This is a genomic window from Streptomyces sp. NPDC024687 (assembly GCF_055559055.1).
The window spans coordinates 215,804-233,518 of the sequence record NZ_JBVHLJ010000011.1 but is presented as its reverse complement, the minus strand read 5'-3'; the positions used below and the strand labels follow the sequence as shown (position 1 = coordinate 233,518).

At 70.9% G+C, this 17,715-nt stretch carries 17 protein-coding genes and 1 pseudogene; 9 read left to right on the top strand and 9 right to left on the bottom strand.

What is annotated here, in order from left to right:
- Positions 1-26: 26 nt before the first annotated feature.
- The 4 genes and pseudogenes from ACZ39I_RS35035 to ACZ39I_RS35020 all read left to right on the top strand — a co-directional run.
- Complete coding sequence (locus tag ACZ39I_RS35035; protein WP_467248941.1) at positions 27-860, top strand: NAD(P)H-binding protein; 834 nt, start codon at positions 27-29, stop codon at positions 858-860.
- Positions 857-1,525 carry an NAD(P)-dependent oxidoreductase gene (locus ACZ39I_RS35030; RefSeq protein WP_467248940.1) on the top strand — a complete coding sequence of 223 codons (669 nt, stop codon included), beginning with the start codon at positions 857-859 and terminating at the stop codon, positions 1,523-1,525. Before ACZ39I_RS35035 ends, ACZ39I_RS35030 begins: the two co-directional genes overlap by 4 nt.
- A 145-nt stretch (positions 1,526-1,670) precedes the next feature.
- A complete protein-coding gene (locus ACZ39I_RS35025; protein WP_467248939.1) occupies positions 1,671-2,177 on the top strand; it encodes an anthrone oxygenase family protein in 507 nt (168 codons plus the stop codon).
- A gap of 155 nt (positions 2,178-2,332) precedes the next feature.
- Positions 2,333-2,446, top strand: a pseudogene (locus ACZ39I_RS35020) (IS982 family transposase); the annotation flags it as partial.
- 94 nt (positions 2,447-2,540) lie between these two features.
- Here the strand turns inward: ACZ39I_RS35020 and ACZ39I_RS35015 are convergent.
- Both ACZ39I_RS35015 and ACZ39I_RS35010 read right to left on the bottom strand, forming a co-directional pair.
- Positions 2,541-2,711, bottom strand: a complete 171-nt coding sequence (locus ACZ39I_RS35015) for a DUF5670 family protein (protein ID WP_030933194.1) — start codon at positions 2,709-2,711, stop codon at positions 2,541-2,543.
- Between the two features lie 116 nt (positions 2,712-2,827).
- A complete protein-coding gene (locus ACZ39I_RS35010) occupies positions 2,828-3,196 on the bottom strand; it encodes an STAS domain-containing protein (protein WP_467248938.1) in 369 nt (122 codons plus the stop codon).
- Between the two features lie 175 nt (positions 3,197-3,371).
- Here ACZ39I_RS35010 and ACZ39I_RS35005 point away from each other — a divergent pair, with 175 nt between their 5' ends.
- On the top strand, positions 3,372-3,863 hold the full coding sequence (locus ACZ39I_RS35005; protein WP_467248937.1) for an ATP-binding protein: 492 nt from the start codon (positions 3,372-3,374) through the stop codon (positions 3,861-3,863).
- Positions 3,864-4,000: 137 nt separating this feature from the next.
- The gene (locus tag ACZ39I_RS35000) at positions 4,001-4,846 is read left to right on the top strand and encodes an RNA polymerase sigma factor SigF (RefSeq protein WP_467248936.1); all 846 of its coding nucleotides are present in this window, start codon (positions 4,001-4,003) and stop codon (positions 4,844-4,846) included.
- Positions 4,847-4,915: 69 nt separating this feature from the next.
- On the opposite strand, the gene ACZ39I_RS34995 is transcribed toward ACZ39I_RS35000, so the two are convergent.
- The gene (locus ACZ39I_RS34995; protein WP_467248935.1) at positions 4,916-6,502 is read right to left on the bottom strand and encodes an amidohydrolase family protein; all 1,587 of its coding nucleotides are present in this window, start codon (positions 6,500-6,502) and stop codon (positions 4,916-4,918) included.
- Between the two features lie 267 nt (positions 6,503-6,769).
- On the opposite strand from ACZ39I_RS34995, the gene ACZ39I_RS34990 reads away from it, so the two are divergent.
- Entirely contained in the window at positions 6,770-7,921 is a 1,152-nt protein-coding gene (locus tag ACZ39I_RS34990) for an acyl-CoA dehydrogenase family protein (protein WP_467248934.1), read from the top strand.
- A gap of 626 nt (positions 7,922-8,547) precedes the next feature.
- Here the strand turns inward: ACZ39I_RS34990 and ACZ39I_RS34985 are convergent.
- From ACZ39I_RS34985 to ACZ39I_RS34960, 6 genes are all read right to left on the bottom strand, one after another.
- Positions 8,548-9,063, bottom strand: coding sequence for a PaaI family thioesterase (locus ACZ39I_RS34985; RefSeq protein WP_467248933.1), 516 nt, complete (start codon positions 9,061-9,063; stop codon positions 8,548-8,550).
- 31 nt (positions 9,064-9,094) lie between these two features.
- Complete coding sequence (locus ACZ39I_RS34980; protein ID WP_467248932.1) at positions 9,095-10,069, bottom strand: LLM class flavin-dependent oxidoreductase; 975 nt, start codon at positions 10,067-10,069, stop codon at positions 9,095-9,097.
- Complete coding sequence (locus ACZ39I_RS34975; RefSeq protein ID WP_467248931.1) at positions 10,066-12,519, bottom strand: bifunctional acetate--CoA ligase family protein/GNAT family N-acetyltransferase; 2,454 nt, start codon at positions 12,517-12,519, stop codon at positions 10,066-10,068. The genes ACZ39I_RS34980 and ACZ39I_RS34975 overlap by 4 nt, the downstream gene beginning before the upstream one ends.
- 23 nt (positions 12,520-12,542) lie before the next feature.
- Entirely contained in the window at positions 12,543-13,622 is a 1,080-nt protein-coding gene (locus ACZ39I_RS34970; RefSeq protein WP_467248930.1) for an amidohydrolase family protein, read from the bottom strand.
- A 97-nt stretch (positions 13,623-13,719) separates the two neighbouring features.
- Positions 13,720-14,682 (bottom strand): electron transfer flavoprotein subunit alpha/FixB family protein, encoded by a 963-nt coding sequence (locus tag ACZ39I_RS34965; RefSeq protein ID WP_467248929.1) that lies wholly within the window; start codon positions 14,680-14,682, stop codon positions 13,720-13,722.
- Between the two features lie 61 nt (positions 14,683-14,743).
- Positions 14,744-15,505 (bottom strand): electron transfer flavoprotein subunit beta/FixA family protein, encoded by a 762-nt coding sequence (locus tag ACZ39I_RS34960; RefSeq protein WP_467248983.1) that lies wholly within the window; start codon positions 15,503-15,505, stop codon positions 14,744-14,746.
- 161 nt (positions 15,506-15,666) lie between these two features.
- On the opposite strand from ACZ39I_RS34960, the gene ACZ39I_RS34955 reads away from it, so the two are divergent.
- Entirely contained in the window at positions 15,667-16,989 is a 1,323-nt protein-coding gene (locus tag ACZ39I_RS34955) for a phenylacetate--CoA ligase family protein (RefSeq protein ID WP_467248928.1), read from the top strand.
- The gene (locus ACZ39I_RS34950) at positions 16,989-17,699 is read left to right on the top strand and encodes a hypothetical protein (protein WP_467248927.1); all 711 of its coding nucleotides are present in this window, start codon (positions 16,989-16,991) and stop codon (positions 17,697-17,699) included. The genes ACZ39I_RS34955 and ACZ39I_RS34950 overlap by 1 nt, the downstream gene beginning before the upstream one ends.
- Positions 17,700-17,715: the final 16 nt, after the last annotated feature.

Below are 17,715 nucleotides of genomic sequence, written 5' to 3'. Positions count from 1 at the left end.
TCGACACACCCACTGGGGGTTCAGTCATGATCCTGATTACCGGGGCCACCGGTGTCGTCGGCCGGGAAACCGTCCGCCTCCTGGTCGAGGGGGGAGCGAAGGTCGCCGCTGTCACCCGCGACCCGCACGCCGAATTCCCCGCGGGGACACAGCTCGTCCACCCCGCGAAGGTTCCCACCCTCGACGGCGTGGAGGCCGTTCTGCTCAGCCCGCGTGCCGCCGGTGCCACCGCTGTCGACCTGTTGACCCGCGTCCGCGAGACGGGCGCGGCAAGAGTGGTCGTACTCTCCGCCGTGACCGTGCAGTACCCGGCCGGGCACGCACGCTTCCGGCAACAGTTCCACGCGGTCGAGGAGATCGCCCGGGGCAGCGGCCTGGACTGGACGATCCTGCGCTGCGCCGATTTCGCCGCCAACACCCTGGCCTGGGCCGGCCAGATCCGGGCGACCGGGACCGTGCGGGGGGCATACCCGCACGCGAGGACCTCGACCGTCGACGAGCGTGACATCGCCGCGGTGGCCGCCCTCGCCCTGACCGACCCGCGGCACCGCGGTCAGACGTACCTGCTCACCGGAGAGCAGTCGCTGAGTCAGCCGGCGAAGGTCGCCGCGCTCGGCACGGCGCTCGACCGGACACTGTCCTTCGTCGAGACCGCACCGGAAGAGATCCGCCGCGGCATGCTCGCCGCCGGCCTGCCCGACGAGGTACCCGACCGGCTGCTCGGCTCGCTGGCCGACTACGCCCGCGAGGCCGGGCCCACCACCGACACCGTGCGGCGGCTGCTGGGCCGCCCGGCACGGACGTACGCCACCTGGGCGCAGGACCACCGCGCCGCCTTCACCGCGGGAGGAACCCGATGAAACTCACGATCGTCGCCGCCACCGGCGGGATCGGACGGCACCTGGTCGAGCAGGCGGTAGCCGGCGGGCATGACGTCACCGCCGTGGCCCGCCGCCCACGTGAGCTGCCGGACGGCGTCCGGACGGTCGCCGTCGACCTCACCCGACCCGACATGCCGACGCTCGCCACGGCGGTACGCGGCGCCGACGCCGTACTGTCCGCGCTCGGCCCGCGAAACCCGCGCGCGGACGCGGGTATCACTTCGCGTGGCACTCGCGCGATCGTCGAGGCGATGCAGGCCGAGCACGTGCGGCGGATCATCATCGTCAGCGCCGCCCCCGTCGGACCGGTGCCGGTGCCCGGCCGGCCGACGCCACCCAGGCACGATCCCGGCGACGGCTTCTTCATGCGCTACCTGGGAGTCCCGTTGACCCGGGCGATGTTCGGCAGGCACTACGCCGACCTCGCGGTCACCGAGCAGACCCTGCGCGGCAGCGGACTGGAATGGACGGTGTCGCGCCCACCCAAGCTCACCGACAAGCCTCTGACCGGCACGTACCGGACGGCTTGGAACCGCAACATCCGGGGCGGGTTCTCCGTACCACGCGCCGACGTCGCCCACCACATGCTGGCCATGGTGAACCAGCCGGAGAGCATCGAGCAGGTCGTCGGAATCGCGAACTGACGAATACCAGCCACGCACACGACCCGGGCCGCGGGTGAGAAGCGAGCGACGATCCGCGACGGTGGCCAACAAGGTGGTGAAGATGCCTCGGCCGCCCCGCCCACCACTTCGCCGTCCGGGTCACCCCTCACGAAAGAACGTGATCATGACGAAGTACGCCCGTTTCGTCAGCCTCGTGTTCGCGGGGCTGTTCGCCGGATTCCTCACGTCGGTCCTTGTCCTGGAACTCTCGCTGCGCGGCTTCGACAGCACCGTCTACACCCAGGTCCGCCTGGTCGAACTCGATGCCCTCGACAAACTCGCCGTCGCCACACTTCTGCCGGCGCTGATCGCCACCGCGGTACTGGCTTACCAGACCTACCGAACGGACACCCGCCGGCCGACCGTGGCCGCGCTCGTGCTCCTGGTCTTCGTTCTCGGCCTCACGCTCATCGTCAACCTGCCCATCAACTCCGACCAGCTCCACTGGAACGCCCAGTCCCCGCCCTCCGACTGGACCGAGGTCCGGGACCGCTGGCAGATCGCCCACGCCGTCCGGACGACGGCCGCGGTCCTCGCCTTCGCGGTCCTCGCCCTTGCGTCGCCGCCGCCTCGTACACGTCGTTCAAGCCCGCCGAACACCTCGACGCGGACCGATCCGGTGCGCACATGAGCTGAGGAAGCCCAACGTCATTGTGTGAAGACACAGTTGGACATCCTCATGGCCGCACTCCAGGTGAAGACAGAGCATGCCAAGGGACTCGCCGCATCTCGCTCCGTGGCGGCCGACGGCGGCCATGCGACGGCCCGGCTACGACAAGCGGCTGCGCGAAACGCTCCGACCTGGCCGGATGGGCCGAGTACGGGTACTGCGCCAGTCACAGCCGCTTCTTCTGGGGCCTGCGCCTGCACCTGGTGTGCACCCTCCGGGGCCTGCCCGTGACACAGTTTCTCAGGGTGGCCATGAGCTGTCCGGACATGCCTGTGGGCTCCGGATCCGTCCGGAGCCCACAGGCATGTCACTGATGGGTGGGGGTTACCAGCGGTACCAGCGTCCCTTGCGGCCGCCTGTGTCGGCGGAGCGCATGACGAAGCCCAGCAGCCAGACGACCAGGACGATGACGGCGATCCACCACAGTGCCTTCAGCGCGAAGCCCGCGCCGAAGAGGATCAGTGCCAGAAGGAGAACGAGAAGCAGGGGAACCATAGTTATCAACCTCCGTCGCTCCTCGTGCCCGGCGAATCCAAGAACATACGGTTGATTTCCTTGGTTTCTTCACTGCTCTTGCGGGCAGTGGACCCAGTTTCTTCACGGGGTGTGGGTCAGGCGGCCAGTGCCTGCTCGACGGTGGGATGACAGGAAATGACCTGGTCCAGGCCGACGAGCTCAATCAGCCGCAGCACCGATGCCTGGGGGGCGGCGAGCCGCAGCCACCCTTGCGCGTCGCTCATGCTCTTGTGGGTGGCGACGAGGACGTTGATGCCGCTGGAGTCCATGAACGTCACGCCGCTGAGGTCCACGACGGTCCGCGGCGGCGTCGGGCCGTCGTCGGGCAGCAGGGCCTGGCTGAGCATGTCCTTGACGGTGTGGTCGATCTCGCCGCGCACGGTGACCACGGGGATGCCGTCGACGGCGGTGTGGCCGATCGACAGCGGGCCGGGCCACCGGGCTGCTCTATGGGTGTCTGTCACCGTGTCCTCGCCGACTGCGCTCACTGATGGGGGGGCTCAAAGCACCGACGCGATCGTGCGCCGATACTGTGCACGATGCTACGGCGAACTCGTGTGCGGCCCTTTGCTCGGTCCTCACGGGACATGTGAGGCGTGGTGCGGGGTAGGCGCAGGCGTGTGAACGGGGGGAGGAACAATGGTGGACCCGGCGAAATCAGTCCCCGACGGTGAGGGCGGCGTGATGCCCGGTGCGTCTGCGATACAGGACACCGTTGCACTGGACGGTGACGGATCCTGCATCGCCGAGGCGCGTCACCGGGCGGTGGATTTCCTTGTCCGCGTCCAGGCCGAGCACGGCCTGCCGGTCTCCGCGCGCGTGATGGATCTGACGCAGCTGGTCGTCAGCGAGCTGGTTACCAACGCCCGCAAGTACGCTCCCGGGCCGGTGCTGATGGAGTTGCGGATCGTCGGCGCCATGGTGGAAGTGGTCGTGTGGGACAGCGATCCGGTCCTGCCGGTGGCCCGGGCCGCTGACGCGGGCAGAGTCGGGCAGCACGGCCTGGAGATCGTCATGGCCGTCGCCCAGGGCTTCGAAGTGCAGCGGGAGCCGGTCGGCAAACGCATCACGGCCCGCATCGCACTCCCCGACGACCTGGGCGGCGCCATCACGGGACGCCGTCCTCAGTAGGAGCCGGCGGTGGCGGGAATTCTTGAATTCGGTTCAGTCGGATAATCAAGGAGTGGGTGCAGGATGTGCGGGTAAGCGGTGCGTCGTCGGCCGCTCGGCCGGCCGTGGCGGCGGGATCGACCTGGGAGGGGAACAGTATGGCGACCAGGAGCATGGTGGCAGCGCAGACGCGGACGGACGAGCTGCCGGAGGTCGCTGACCCGTCCCGGGTGGCACCCAAGGACGCCCGAGAGCTCTCGAAGTTGTTCTTCCAGCAGCTGGCCGCGCTGGAGGAGGGCACCGCGGAGTATCAGTACGCCCGGAACACGCTGATCGAGATGAACATGTCCCTGGTCCGCTTCGCGGCCGGTCGGTTCCGCAGCCGCGGGCCGGAGGAGATGGAGGACATCGTCCAGGTCGGCATGATCGGGCTGATCAAGGCGATCGACCGCTTCGAGCTGTCCCGGGAGGTGGAGTTCACCTCGTTCGCCATCCCCTACATCGTCGGCGAGATCAAGCGGTTCTTCCGCGACACCACCTGGGCCGTGCACGTTCCGCGCCGTCTTCAGGAGGCCCGCGTCCAGCTGGCCCGCGCCACCGAGGAACTGCGCAGCCGGCTGGGCCGCACCCCCACGGTCCGGGAACTGTCGGAGCTGATGAGCCTGCCCGAGGACGAGGTCCGCGAGGCCCGCCTGGCCGCCAACGGCTACAACTCCGCCTCCCTGGACGCCACGATCAGCGGTAGCGAGGAGGGCGAAGCCGCCCTTCAGGACTTCATCGGCACCCAGGACACGGACCTGGAGCTGGTGGAGGACTTCCACGCCCTCGCCCCGCTGATCGCGCAACTCGACGAGCGTGAGCGGCAGCTCATCCACATGCGCTTCGTCGAGGAACTCACCCAGGGGCAGATCGGCGAACGCCTGGGCGTCTCCCAGATGCACGTCTCCCGGCTCCTGTCCCGCACGATTGCCCGACTGCGTGAAGGGATGCTCACGACCCGCTGATACCTCTCGCCCGCGAGAGGGAAGACGGGGTGAGCGGCGCTCGGGCGCATCCGCTCCCCGGCCTGGCGGTCAGGGGTGTCCGCCGCAGCCACAGCCCGTCATGGTCGCCCCCTCCTCGGGCGGCGGGGTCTGTGCGGCGGCCTTTTCCACCGCCGCGAGCAGCCGACGGCGTTCCTCCGGCGGGATCCACCTGCCGTCGACGACCACGCCGTGGATGCGGCGGGTGTTGCGGATGTCCCGCAGCGGGTCGGCGTCGAGGACGAGCAGATCGGCGGCCTGACCACGGGCCACGGTGCCGACGCCGGGCAGACCGAGGGTGCGGGCCGCGTCCCGTGTGGCCGCACGCAGGGCCTCGGCCGGGGTGAGGCCGGCCGTCACGAGCAGCGCCAGCTCGTCGTGGAGGGCGAAGCCCGGGACGAGGTATCCCGTGCCGGTGTCGGTGCCCGCCGCCAGCCGTACACCCGCGCTGTGCAGCTCGCTCACCAGCCGGAGGCGGTGTTCGAAGATCCGGCGGATCTGCCGGGCCTGCTCGGGGGTGCGGCCACCGATCAGGGCCGCCAGTTGGTCCGGCCAGCTCTCCACCTGCCATGCGGGCAGGTACTTCCACTCCTCGGCGCGGGACGGAACGTCGTCGGGCAGCTCCAGCGTGCGGTGCACGCTGAGCGTGGGGACGACGGCGGTCCCGTAGGCCGCCAGACTGCGGAAGAGGGCGTCCGCCCGCTCCGGGTCGTAGCCCTGCACCGCCCGCCATTCAAGGGGATGCACCTGCTGGAACCAGCTGTGGTAGCGGGACAGGCTGCTCGGGTCGCGCGGGTCGATCCGTACGGCGGCCAGGCGGCGCCGTATCTCCTTCTCGTGCCGTGAGGTCGCCAGGAGCAGTGCGTGCAGGTGCTCGATGGTGCGGTGACCGGTGGCGCCGGCCTCCGCGATCCGTACGGTGTCGGGGCAGTGCCCGAGGTGGGGGATGCCCTGGCGGCGGGCCTCGTCCGCGATGGCGAAGTAGGCCTCGCGGGACAGGCGGGAGTACACCTTGACGAAGTCCGCGCCCTCGCGCTTGACCTGTCGTACGGCACGCCGGGCCTCGGCCGCGTCGCGCACCTCGATGGTGGGGCCCACGTCGGCCGCCCACAGCGAGGGCGCGCCGTCGACGATGGGGCTGCCGACGACCCAGCGGGGGCCGAGCAGGGCACCGCTGCGGATCTTCTCGCGCCACTCGTGATGGATCGGCTGACCCCGCATCTCCCGGACCGTGGTGACGCCGGTGAGCGCGTACAGCGCCGGGATCACCGCTTCCGGGCCGTCGCTGTGGGTGTGCGCCTCGATCAGTCCCGGGATCAGGAACTTGCCGGTCAGGTCGACCGTGCGGGTGCCCGGGCGGAGCCGGGCCTGTGTGCTCGGGGTGAGTGCGGTGATGCGGCCGCCCTCGACCAGGACCGTCATGTCGGGGGCCGGGGCTGCTCCTGATCCGTCGATCACGGTGACGTGGGTGAGCGCCAACGGGCCGGTGCCTGCGCCGTTTCCGACCGCCGTCCCGGTCGCGTGTGCCGTCCCGACGGGCGCTGTGCCCGCAAGTGCCGTACCCGTCATGGCGGCGGCCCCGGCCAGGAACCCTCGTCGGGCCATGCCGCGCTGTGCCCCACCTGCTGCTTCGGACATGCTGCTTCCCCCTTCGGCTGGTGAATCCGTCGGCCGTGTCCGCCGACCCCCATGACTCTGGCGGACACGGGGCGACATGACAGTGCGGCCAGACGGTGCGTGTGGGGGTGTTGTTGGGACCACCGGGGGCCCGCCTCGTACACGGGCGGCGGACGCCGTGGCCCCGGGGCGCAGGTAGCCGTGGGGGAGTAGTACTACCGCCGCCTCGTATCCGCTAACATAGAACAATGAGATAGATGAATAGCCTAGTGCTGGCGAGGAGTGTCCGTGGACTTCGGGCTGACCGACGAGCAGGACCTGTTGCGTGCGACGGCTCGGCAGTTCGTCGCCGACGTGTGCCCGGCCGAGAAGGCCAAGCGGTGGGACGAGGAGGGCGTCGTACCGCCAGAGCTGTTCCGGGGGATGGCAGACCTCGGGTGGTTCTCGCTCCCGTTCGCCGAGGACGAGGGCGGCGACGGTGGCGGACCGCTGGAACTCATCCTGATCGCCGAGGAGCTCGGGCGGGCCAGCTTCGATGTCGCCATGTGCTACATCGGGGTGCTCATCCCCGGGATCACGGTGTTCCGGTGGGGCAGCGAGGCGCAGCGCGACTTCATCCGCGAGCAGGTGATGACAGGCCGCCACCGGCTCGCCGTCGGCCTCAGCGAGCCGGACAGCGGGTCCGACGCCGCGGCGCTGCGCACCACCGCCGAGGACCACGGGGACGATTTCCTCGTCCGGGGGCAGAAGGCGTGGTGCACGGGTGGTGGGCTGCCCGACACGACCATCGCCACGTACGTGCGGACCGGGCCCCGCGAGCCCAAGCACGGCGGCATCAGCCTGCTGCTCGTCGATCCCGCGACCGAGGGCGTCGAGGTGCGCCGGACGCCGACACTGGCCCGGCACATCCTGGGCACCAACGAGGTCTTCTTCAACGACGCCCTGGTGCCGAAGGAGAACCTCGTCGGCCCGCGCGACGAGGGCTGGAAGGTGATGCTCTCCAACATCGAGCTGGAGAAGGTCATCATCAGCGGGGGCTATCTGGGCGCCGCGCAGGCCACGCTCGATGAGATGCTCGACTACGCCCGCAACCGGCACGCCTTCGGCCGGCCGATCGGCAACTTCCAGGCCCTCGCGCACGCCATGGCCGACCTGCAGACCGAGATCGACTCCGCCCGCCTGCTCGCCTACCGGGCGGCCTGGCTGCTCGCCCAGGGCAAGCCGTGCACGCGCGAAGGGTCGATGGCGAAGCTGAAGGGCTCGGAGACGTACGTGGCGGCCGCGCGGCTCGGGATGCAGGTCTGCGCGGGGCACGGGTTCTCGACGGAGAGCGTGATGAGCTTCCGGTACCGGGAGTCGATCGTGGCCACGATCTCCGGGGGCACGAGTCAGATCCAGCGCAACGGCATAGCCCGCAGCATGGGGCTCAGGTCCTACTGAGCCTCGCGATCCCGGCCTGCCGGCGGTTCCTTGTGTGCTCCGCCGCCTCGGTCTGCCGGTGGTTGCCTTTGGGTTCCGCAGTGTCGGCCTGACGGTGGTTGCTTTTTGGCTCCGCAGCGTCGGCTTGGCGGCGGTTCCTTGTGTGCTCCGCCGCCTCGGTCTGCCGGTGGTTGCCTTTGGGCTCCGCGGCGTCGGCTTGGCGGCGGTTGCTTCTGGGCCTCGCCGCCTCGGCCCGCTGGCTGTTCCTTGTGTGCTCCGCCGCCTCGACCTGGCGACCGTGCCTTCTGAGCCCGCCGCCCCGGCCCGCCGGCTTCTTTTTGGGCCCGTCGTCCCGGCCCGCTGGCTGTTGCTTCGGACCTCGCCGCCCCGGCCGCCGCATGTTCCTGCTGAGCCCACCGTCCCGGCCCGACAACTGTTCCTTCTGGGCCCGCCGTCCCGGCCCGCTCGCTGTTCCTTCGGAACCCGCCGCCCCGGCTGCCGCATGTGCCTATTGAGCCTGCGGCCCCGGCCGCCGACCGTGCCTATTGAGCCCGCGACCCCGGCCCGCCCGCTGTTCCTACCGAGCCTGTGGCCCCGGCCCGCCGACCGTGCCTACCGAGCCCGCGACCCCGACCCGCCCGCTGTTCCTACTGAGCCTCGCCGTCCTGGTCGGCCAGCCACTCCTGGTGTCGGGCGAAGTGGCCCTGGTCCCGGGTCACCCAGATGCCGGAGACACGGGCCAAAACGGCCCGTGTCGGCAGCAGCACCATCTCGCCCGCGATGTACCAGCGCCTGCCCTCCCGCTTCTCCACCCAGGCCCGGACCTCCAGCGGACGCTGCACCGGAACCGGCTTCACGAAGCTCACGGTCAGTTCCGCCGTCACGCTCAACACCCGGTGCAGCAACGGCAGATGGCCGAGGCAGTCGTCCAGTACGGCCGCGGTCCAGCCGCCGTGCGCCACATCGGGGCCGCCCTCCTGGTCCCGGGGGCAGGACAGCTCGAACCGCGCCGACCCGTCCTCGTCGAGTCGCTCGCGCTCCACTCCCAGCCGGCAGGAACCCGCGGCGCGGCACGCCCCGCACAGGGCCACCCCGCCGGGGGTGCGGGGCGGCTCCTGGAAGTCCGCCCCGGCCCAGGGACCCGTCGGTGATGCAGTGGACATGGTGTGACTCCTCTTGTCGGGCAACGGAGTGTCAGACGTCGGCCAGCAGTGGACGCAGCTTCCCGGCGATCAGCTGGACCTGCCGGGCCACCATCTCCTCGGGCATCCCGGCCAGCGAGGCCCACAGGAACACGCCCTCCACCGGCAACCCCGCCACGTACCCCCTGATGGCGTCGGCGACGTCCTGCGGGGTGCCGTAGAGGAACTGGCCGACGCCCGTCGCGCTCAGCCCCGTCTCCCGCCACTTCTCCGGGTCGATGGGGCGGGGGAGCGGCTGATCGGTGCCCTCCACCATGTACCGGCGGTAGCTGTCCCACTGGTACGCCAGGTGCTTGCGGACCACGGGCCAGTCGCCGTCGGGGTCCTCGGTGACGAACGTCGTGAACGAGCCCTGCATACGCCCCGCCGCCACGTCGTACCCGCTCTCCGCGAGCCCTTCCCGGTACGGCGTCAACAGCGCCGGGTTGAGCGACAGCAGGCCCGTGCCGAGCCGGCCGGCCCGGCGGGCGCCCTGCGGGCCCTGGTAGCCGAGCCAGATCGGCAGCGGATCCTGGACCGGCCCTGGGGTGACCAGGGATTCGGCCCACAGGCCGCGGATCTCCCGTACCCGCTGGTCGGTGGTGGTGTAGCGCTTGGTGAGGTCGGCGCCGTACAGCCGGTACTCGGGCACCCGGTAACCGGTGCCGAGACCGAGGTCCAGGCGGCCGTCGCTGATGATGTCCACGAGCGCGGCCTGTTCGGCGATCTCGGGGGCCGCGTGCAGCGGTGCGGCGATGACCGCGGTGCCCAGGCGGACCTGTCGGGTGCGGGCGGCGGCCGCGGCGGCCATGGTGAGCGGCTGGGGGAGATAGCCGTCCTCGAAGCCGTGGTGTTCCGAGAACCAGACCGAGTCGAGGCCGAGCCGGTCCGCCTCCTCGCACATCTCCAGGGCGAACCCGTACACCCGTGACCAACTCTGCTGCCACGGCGGCGGGTTGCGCAGGTCGAAGTAGATGCCCACCTTCACAAGGAACCTCCTGCTGTTGCTGTGTTGTCCGCCAGCCGGATCGTCGCGTGCGCGACGGTCACTCCGTCCCCGGGCGCCAGCAGCCGTACCGGGCGCAGTTCCAGCGCCTCGATCTCGGGAAGGTCCTCGACCATCGCCGAGAGCCTCAGGACGGTCTCCTCAAGGGCACCGAAGTCCACACCCTGTCTCTCCAGCAGGGGAGTCGCCCGCAGCGAGCGGACCATCTCGCGGGCGTCGCGGTCGCTGAGCGGGGTGACGCGGTGGGCGACGTCCGCCATGAGGTCGGCGTAGTCCCCGGTGAGGCCGAAGGCGACCACGGGGCCGAAGACCGGGTCGGCGCGGACGGTGAGAAACGCGTCGGGTCCAGGGGCCGGTCCAGGGCTCGATCCGGGGCCCGCTTCACCGTCGCGTACGGCGATTTGGTACGCGGCGAGCAGCTCGGTGGCGACCGCTGCGGGGACCGGCCCGGGGGCACAGGAGGCGATCAGCGCGCGGGCCCGCTCGGCGTCGACTCCCGCGAGGTCGGGTACGACGCCCGCGGGGGTGCTGCGCCAGGTCTGGTAGGCCGCCGCGTGTCCGAGCGAGGTGGCCGCGGCCTCGGGGAACGTGTACGTCGGGACCACCAGGTCGCCCCGGTGGAGGAGATCGGCGACGCCGGCACCGCCCAGGAAGCTGGCCAGCACGGGTTTGTCGGGGCGGGCCGCGGCTGCGTCGAGGATCGCCGACGCCACCTCGTCGGGCTTGTCCGCCAGCGGGGGCATGAACAGGACGACGGCCGCGTCGATGCCGTCGTCCGCCAGGGCGGCGTCCAGGGCCTGCCGGTAGTGCGCGGCGGTGGCCATCGGGGTCAGGTCGATCGGGTTGGCGACGTCGGCCCGCGGTGCCAGGGCCGGACGGAGCGTCTGCCGGGTGCGCTCACCGAGCGCGGGCACGCCCAGACCGCTCGCCGCGCACGCGCCGACCGTCAGCGCCGCCGGGCCGCCCGCGTTGGTGATCACGGCGACCCGGTTGCCGGGCGGCGGAGGTTGATGGGCGAGGAGGAGGGCGACGTCGAACAGTTCCTGGAGGCTGCGGGTGCGGATCACCCCGGACTGGGCGAACAGCGAGCTCACCGCCGAGTCCGCGTGGCCCGGATGGACCGCGACGATCGGTTTGCGGGGCGCGATCCGGCGGGCGACGCGGGCGAAACGGCGCGGATCGCCGAAGGTCTCCACGTGCAGCAGGATCACCGAGGTCCCCGGGTCCTCCTCCCACCACTGGAGCAGTTCGTCGGTGGAGACGTCGACGGCGTGGCCCACCGACACGAAGCCGGAGAAGCCGAGCCGCAGCCGACGGGCGAAGTCGAGCACCGCGAGCCCGAGCGGCCCGGACTGGCTGGACATCGCCACCCGGCCGGGCGTCGGCAGAGCGGGCGAGAAGGTCGCGGCCAGTCGCGCGGCGGGGGTCGTGTTGACCACGCCCATACAGTTCGGGCCCACCAGCCGCATGCCGGAGGCGCGCGCGAAACGCGCCAACTCCAGCTCGCCGGCCCGTCCTTCGGCTCCGGTCTCCCCGAAGCCCGTCGAGACGACGACCACCGCTTTGACGCCGGCCTCCGCGCACTCCCGTACGACACCGGGGACGGCCTCGGCGCGTACGGCCACCAGCGCCAGGTCCGGCGGCTCGGGCAGGTCCCGGACGCTTGCGTACGCCCGCGCCCCGGCGATCCGGTGGGCACGCGGGTTGACGGGGAACACGCTGCCGGCGAAACCGCCCCGCAGCAGGTTGGCGACGATCTCGTGGCCGATCGTCAGCGGGTCGCGGTTGGCGCCGATCACGGCGACCGAGCGCGGTTCGAGCAGGGGCTTGAGCGAGCGCCGTACGGCCGTCTGCTCGCGGCGCTCCGCCCGCGCCACGGCCTGGGCCTGCGGATCGACGGCGATCTCGAAGTGGATGATCTGGCCGGGCGGACCGGCTTCGATCTGGTAGCCGGAGCCGAGGAACACGTTGATCATCCGGGCGTTGTCGGCGAGCACGTCGGCCTCCAGCACCCGGATGCCCCGGGCCCGCGCGGCGGCGGCGATGTGCTCCAGGAGCAGCCTGCCGAACCCCTCGCTCTGGTGGTCGTCCCGGATGGTGAACGTGACCTCGGCGTGCTCCGGTTCCTCCGGGTCGCGCACGTAGCGCACCAGGCCGGCGATCTCGTCCCCGGCCAGGGCGATGAGGGCCAGCTCGTTGAGGTAGTCCACGTGGGCGCCGCGCCGGATGACGTCGTCGCGGGCGCGGACCACCGGGCCGAGGGAGCGGTAGGCCAGGGTGGCCCGGGACAGGGTGCCGACGAAGGCGACCAGGCGGTCCGCGTCCTCCGGCCGGATGGGCCGGACGAAGGTCGACCGCCCGGTCCTGACGAGCCCGGGCCGTTCCAGGTCTTCGGGATACGAGGGGTACGGGGAGCCCGAGGGAGTGGTCACCGGAGTGGTTCCGTCGGTGCCGCTCAGACGGCCGCCTCCAGGGGAGTCTGCTCCGGCAGGCGGAAGAGCTCGTTGAAGGTACCGCGCGTGACGCGCTCGCGGATGTCGTCCGGCACACCGTCGAACAGGTCGTGCAGCGTGGACTGGGTGTGGCCGTAGGTGCCTTCCAGGTGGGGGTAGTCGTCGCCCCACATCACGTTGCGGTAGCCGGTCGACTCGACGATCTCCACCGAGCTCTTGTCGTGTTGGAAGGAGGCGTAGACCTGCTGCCTGATGATCTCGCTGGGCAGCCGGCTCAGCTTCGGCCGGACGAACATGCCGTGCTGGCGGTAGGCCTCGTCCATCCGGTCGCCGATGGCCGGCATCCATCCCGCGCCGCCCTCCGCGATGAGGATCCTCAGGTTCGGGTGACGGTCCAGGGCACCGCCCGCGACCATGTGGGAGACCACCCGCATGCCCGGGTAGGTCGTCTCCATGTAGTTGACGACCGCGCCGCCGGGTCCGCGGAAGACGACGTTCTGCGCGCCGGTGCCGATGTGGAAGCCGAGCACCAGGCCCGCCCGCTCGACCGCGGTCCACAGCGGCTCCCAGCGGTCCAGGGCGTATTCCTCGCCCGGTCGTGTCGAACACGGCAGGAAGACGGCCTGGAAGCCCAGTTCCGCGACCCGCTCGACCTCGGCGACCGCGTCGTCGATGTCGGCCGTCGAGACGCAGGCCGTGGTGATGACACGCTTGTTCTTGCGGAGGATCTCGTCATGGGCCCAGTCGTTCCAGGCCCGTACCGTCTCCCGGGCGAGCTCCCGGTCGGTGATCGACACGAGCCAGAACCCCATGGAGGGGAAGGCCAGTTGGCCCCACACGCCCTCCTGGTCGAGGTCCTTGAGCCGGACGTTCAGGTCCCAGGCGCCCGGCGGCCGCATCGCGTCCATGAAGTCGCCGAGCTGGCGGTCGATGCGCTCGCCGTCGATGTAGAGCATCTCGTACTTCTCGCCGCGCTCACTGCGCGGCGCCCGCGCGCCCAGCCGCGCGGACAGCCGCTCGGTCCACACGTCGGCGGGTTCCATCACATGGGAGTCCCCGGAGTTGACCCAGATCTTCGTCATGACGCTCCTTCGGGTCAGGGCTGCAAGCTCAATGGATGTAATCAGTTAGCGATTTTAGTTGTATGGGTGGCGGAAAGGAAGGCCGGGCCGGGAGGGATCAGCCCCGGCGCCGCTCGATCTCGTCCACCAACTGCGGCAGCACCGTGAAGAGGTCCCCGACCACGCCGTGGTCGGCGAGCTCGAAGATCGGGGCGTCGGCGTCCTTGTTGACGGCGACGATGGTCTTGGACGTCTGCATGCCCGCCCGGTGCTGGATCGCGCCGGAGATGCCGGCCGCGAGGTAGAGCTGCGGGGAGACCTGGGTGCCCGTCTGGCCGACCTGATGGCTGTGCGGGTACCAGCCCGCGTCCACGGCCGCGCGGGACGCCCCGACGGCCGCACCGAGCGCGTCGGCGACTCGTTCGATGAGAGCGAAGTTCTCGGCCCCGTTCACCCCGCGACCGCCGGAGACCACGATGTCGGCCTCGGTGAGCTCGGGCCGGTCGCCGCGCTCCCGCGGTGTGCGGGACAGGACCCGGACGGCGGTGGAGGCGGGGCCGAAGATGACGTCCTGCTTCTCGACGACGGGTTCGGCGGGGGCGGCCTCGGGGGCGGCGGCGTTCGGCTTGACCGTGATCACCGGCACGCCCTGGGTGACGTGCGCGGTGACCTGATGGGTCGCGGCGAACGCCGACTGCTCGGTGACCGGCCCGTCCGGTCCCGCGGTGACATCGACGGCGTCGGTGATGAGTCCGGACCCCAGCCGCAGCGCGACTCGCGCGGCGATCTCCTTGCCGTCCGGCCCGGACGGCACCAGGATCGCGGCCGGGCAGGTGCGCTCGGCGATCTGGGTGAGGGCGTCCACGGCCGGGGTGACGAGGTACTCGTCGACCTCGGGGGCGTCCACGACGTGGATCTTCCGGGCGCCGTACCGGCCGAGGATCTCGGTCGCGGTGTCCGCGCCCGGACCGAGGAAGACGGCCGAGGGTTCGCCCAAGCGGCGGGCCAGGGTGAGCAGTTCGAGGGTCGGCTTGCGTACGGCACCGTCGACGTGGTCGACGAGGACGAGGATCTCGGCCACGGTGATGCAACTCCTTCAGGTCTTCGGGGTGGAACGCGGTCGGCTTCGGGGCGGAACGCGGTCAGATGAACTTCTTGGTGGTGAGGAACGTGGCCAGCTCGATGCCGCCCGTCCCCTCGTCGGCGACGATCTCGCCCTTGGTGCGCGGCGGGCGCCGGGTCGCCGTGTCCACGGCCGACCGCGCCCCGGCCGGGCCGACCTCGGCGGCCTCGATGCCGAGGTCGGCGAGGTCGAGGGTCTCCACCGGCTTCTTCTTCGCGGCCATGATCCCCTTGAAGGAGGGGTAGCGGGCGTCCCCGGAGCGGTCGGTCACCGAGACGACGGCGGGCAGGGCGCCCTGGATCCGTACGGTCGCGCCCTCGCCCTCGCGGTGGCCGGTGACGGTTCCGTCCTTGATCGCCAGGTCTTCGAGGTGGGTGACGGCCGGCACGCCGAGCCGCTCGGCAAGCAGCGCGGGCAGCACGCCCATGGTGCCGTCCGTCGACGCCATCCCGCACAGCACGAGATCGAAGCCGTGGCGCTCGATCGCCCTGGCCAGCACCAGTGACGTGCCGAACGCGTCGCTGCCCTCGATGTCCTCGTCGCTGACATGGATCGCCCCGTCACCGCCCATGGCCAGGGCCTTGCGCAAGGCGTCGCGCGCGTCTTCGGGTCCGACGGTGAGGTAGCTGATCTCGGCATCCACGTCCGACTCGGCCAGGCGCAGCGCCTGCTCGACGGCGTATTCGTCGAGTTCGGACAGCAGCGAGTCGACCGACGCCCGGTCGGTGGTGCCGTCCTCGGTGAAGGTGCGGTCCGCCGTGGCGTCGGGGACGTGCTTCACGCAGACAACGATCTTCACGACAGCCCTCCTGTGGTTCAATGAGTTCTAATAGTTAACTATATGGATCGACGGAACGCGAGTCTCGTGTTCAATCCGTCGAATTGGTTGACTGATTGCGCTGATAGCTGGAAGATCTGGGCACTGAGCCGCGAGGAGGCGCCATGGTCGGTGACAGGGACACCGCTGACAGGTACTTCGAGCCCCAGGTGGAGACCATGCCGCGCCAGGAACTGCGCGCGCGGCAGGAGAAACAGCTCCTGGAGCTCGTGGAGTACGCCTACGCCAACTCGGCCTTCTACCGGGAGCTGTGGGACGAGTACGGGGTCAACCCGCGTGACATCCAGTCCCTGGAGGACTTCCGGGCGCGCATCCCCTTCATCACCAAGGACATGATCCGCGCCTACCGTAGCCGCACCGGCGACCCCTTCGCCGGCCTGCTCTGCGTCCCGGTCCAGGAGCTGACCTCGGTCTCCTCCAGTTCCGGCACCACCGGCGACCCGGAGTTCTTCGCCGAGATCTGGCAGGACGCCCCGCCCCTGGTGACCGCGCAGGTACGTGACCTGTGGGAGCTGGGCCTGAGGCCCGGCGACCGGGTGCTGAGCCCGCCCGGCACCTTCCGCAACTTCATGGACGCCGGCTTCCAGGCGCTGGGCGCGGTGGTCATCGAGGTCGACACCTGGATGGGCAACATGCCCGAGGTCGTCGAGGCCCTGCGCACCTACCGCCCCGCCTACCTGCAGATGATGTATCCGCAGATGGTGGAGCTGGAGCACCTGGCCGAGAAGACCGACCTGAGGGAAGCCTTCTCCTCCCTCAAGGGCGCCTCCTGCGCCGGGCAGCCCCTCAGCCGGAAGATGCGCGAGCGGATCCGCGACGACTGGGGCATCGACGTCTACGAGTACACCAGCGCCGCCGACACCGGCACCGCCTGGGAGTGCCGAGAGCACGACGGCTTCCACCTCTGGGAGGACACCGTCTTCGCCGAGTGCGTCGAGGTCGACGAGCACGGCTGGCACGACGTCCCCGAGAGCGACCTCGGCGAACTGGTCGCCACCGACCTCGACAACCGGGCGGCGCCGCTGATCCGTTACCGCAGCGAGGACCTCGTCCGCCTCTCTCGCGACACCTGCGGCTGCGGTCGCACCCACGCCCGTATGTGGGTGGCCGGGCGGCGCGGCGACGAGACGGTGGTCCAGGGACGTTCCGTCGTCCTGCGGGACGTCTGGCAGGTGGTGGAGGACCAGCCGGAGACCGTCGCGGGCGTCTTCCAGATCGTCCGGGACCGGCGCGAGGTCGAGGAACTGCGGCTGCGCGTCGGCTACGACCCGCATCTCACCGGCGATGTCGACGCCTTGGCCGGACGCCTGAGCGAGGCCGTGCGCGAGCGGACCGGAGTCAAGCCGGTGCTCGACATGCGCACCGAGGAGGACCTGTTGAAGACCATGACCAGCGTCGCAAAGTTCCCCCGGGTGGTGAAGACCTGATGGCCCGTGCCGACACCCTGGCCCGTGCCAGGACGCTCGACCGCCCCGAACTCGCCTATCTCCTGCGCTTCCCGACCGCCGACGGCGTGCGGGACCTGGAGCTGTCCTGGGCGGAACTCGCCCGCGACACCGAGTGGGCCACCGCGCGGCTGCGGGAGCACGGTCTCGCCGCCGGGCAGCGGGCCCTGCTGACCGCCTCCGGCTTCGAGGGCTTCTGGGGACATGCGGTGATCGGCGCCCTGCGCGCGCTGAAGGTGCCGTACGGCATCGCCGAGGCGATGGGCTGGGACCACCGCCGCACCGCGGTCTTCCACCGCGAACTGACCCCGCACGCGGTGATCGGCCTGTCGGCGGAGACGCTGGGAGGGCTCGCCGGCACGACCGACATCGGCGAGATGTTCCGGTCCACGCCCGTCGTGCTGGCCCGGCCTGCCGCGATCCCCGTCCTGCGCGCAGTGGGGGTGACCGCCTCCGTGATCTCGGCGGTGGGACCGGCTCTCGCCCTGGAGTGCCCCGAGCGCAGCGGCGCACATGTCAACGCCGCCGAATGGCGGTTCGGCGAGCGGGACGGACAGCTGACCGTGGCGGCGGGGGAGGGGCGCACCTCGCCCCTGCCCGAGACACCGCTCGGCATCACCGGACGTGTCGTCGCGGGCCGGTGCGGCTGCGGCAGCGACGACCCGCGAGTCCTGCTCGCCGAGGCCAACTGACCTTTCCGATGGAGGA

Bases quoted from the DNA above. Each gene is read 5' to 3' on its own strand.
- ACZ39I_RS35025 (WP_467248939.1), top strand. From the start codon at position 1,671: ATGACGAAGTACGCCCGTTTCGTCAGCCTCGTGTTCGCGGGGCTGTTC.
- ACZ39I_RS34995 (WP_467248935.1), bottom strand. From the start codon at position 6,502: ATGTCCGAAGCAGCAGGTGGGGCACAGCGCGGCATGGCCCGACGAGGG.
- ACZ39I_RS35030 (WP_467248940.1), top strand. From the start codon at position 857: ATGAAACTCACGATCGTCGCCGCCACCGGCGGGATCGGACGGCACCTG.
- ACZ39I_RS35005 (WP_467248937.1), top strand. From the start codon at position 3,372: ATGGTGGACCCGGCGAAATCAGTCCCCGACGGTGAGGGCGGCGTGATG.
- ACZ39I_RS35000 (WP_467248936.1), top strand. From the start codon at position 4,001: ATGGCGACCAGGAGCATGGTGGCAGCGCAGACGCGGACGGACGAGCTG.
- ACZ39I_RS34970 (WP_467248930.1), bottom strand. From the start codon at position 13,622: ATGACGAAGATCTGGGTCAACTCCGGGGACTCCCATGTGATGGAACCC.
- ACZ39I_RS34955 (WP_467248928.1), top strand. From the start codon at position 15,667: ATGGTCGGTGACAGGGACACCGCTGACAGGTACTTCGAGCCCCAGGTG.
- ACZ39I_RS35035 (WP_467248941.1), top strand. From the start codon at position 27: ATGATCCTGATTACCGGGGCCACCGGTGTCGTCGGCCGGGAAACCGTC.
- ACZ39I_RS35015 (WP_030933194.1), bottom strand. From the start codon at position 2,711: ATGGTTCCCCTGCTTCTCGTTCTCCTTCTGGCACTGATCCTCTTCGGC.
- ACZ39I_RS34950 (WP_467248927.1), top strand. From the start codon at position 16,989: ATGGCCCGTGCCGACACCCTGGCCCGTGCCAGGACGCTCGACCGCCCC.
- ACZ39I_RS34985 (WP_467248933.1), bottom strand. From the start codon at position 9,063: ATGTCCACTGCATCACCGACGGGTCCCTGGGCCGGGGCGGACTTCCAG.